Genomic DNA, 751 nt, shown 5'->3' with positions numbered 1-751 from the left:
AGACAGGTCGCGACACCGAGCCGATCGACGGCAGCGCTTCGCCGCGGAAGCCCAGCGAGCGAATGTCGTTGATATCCTCGGTGAGCTTGGAGGTGCAGTGACGTGCGATCGCCAGCGCCAGCTCCCGTTCGGGAATGCCGGAGCCGTCATCGGTGACGCGGATCAGGTTCAGCCCGCCGCCCGATGTGACGATCTCGACGCGCGAAGCACCGGCATCGAGCGCATTCTCGACCAGTTCCTTGACCACGCTCGCCGGACGCTCGATGACTTCGCCGGCGGCGATCTGGTTGATCATCGTTTCGGAAAGCTGGCGGATGGGCATGGCGGCACTATAGGCGGATTCGCGTCGCGCGGGAGGGGCAGAATTGCGCCAGCGGTGGATCAGTGGAAAACGACTTATGCCTGCGCCGCCAGCCAGTCGCGCACCTTGCGGGCGTTGTCGCTGAGCTCCCGGTTCTTCGGCCAGACGACATAGAAGGCCTTGCCGGTCTTCAGCACATGATCCGTCACCGGCACCAGCAGGCCCGACGCCAGCAGCCGCTCGGCGAGATGCCGCCAGCCGAGCGCGATGCCTTGGCCTTCCATGACACCTTGGATCACCAGGCCGTAGTCGTTGATGCGCAGGCCGCGCGCGGTATCGCTGAGATTGGCGCCCGCAGACTGGAACCATTCGTCCCAACTGGCCGCCTCGCGATACGGCTCCTCCAGATGGATGAGGCGGTGCGTGGCCAATTCGGCAGCGGATCTGGGC

2 protein-coding genes are annotated in these 751 nt (G+C 65.4%); both read right to left on the bottom strand.

Features of this window, described 5'->3' with window-relative positions:
• Positions 1-322, bottom strand: a 322-nt coding sequence (mutL, locus tag EN969_RS33755) for a DNA mismatch repair endonuclease MutL (RefSeq protein ID WP_206525349.1), incomplete at its 3' end; no start/stop codon positions are given.
• A 74-nt stretch (positions 323-396) separates the two neighbouring features.
• Positions 397-751: LysR substrate-binding domain-containing protein (locus EN969_RS33750; protein WP_245467666.1), on the bottom strand; the 355-nt coding region annotated here is incomplete at its 5' end.

The sequence above is a fragment of the Mesorhizobium sp. M7A.F.Ca.CA.003.01.2.1 genome (assembly GCF_003998945.1).
In the GTDB taxonomy this organism is placed as follows: Bacteria; Pseudomonadota; Alphaproteobacteria; order Rhizobiales; family Rhizobiaceae; genus Mesorhizobium; species Mesorhizobium ciceri.
This window is presented reverse-complemented; position numbering and strand designations above follow the sequence as displayed.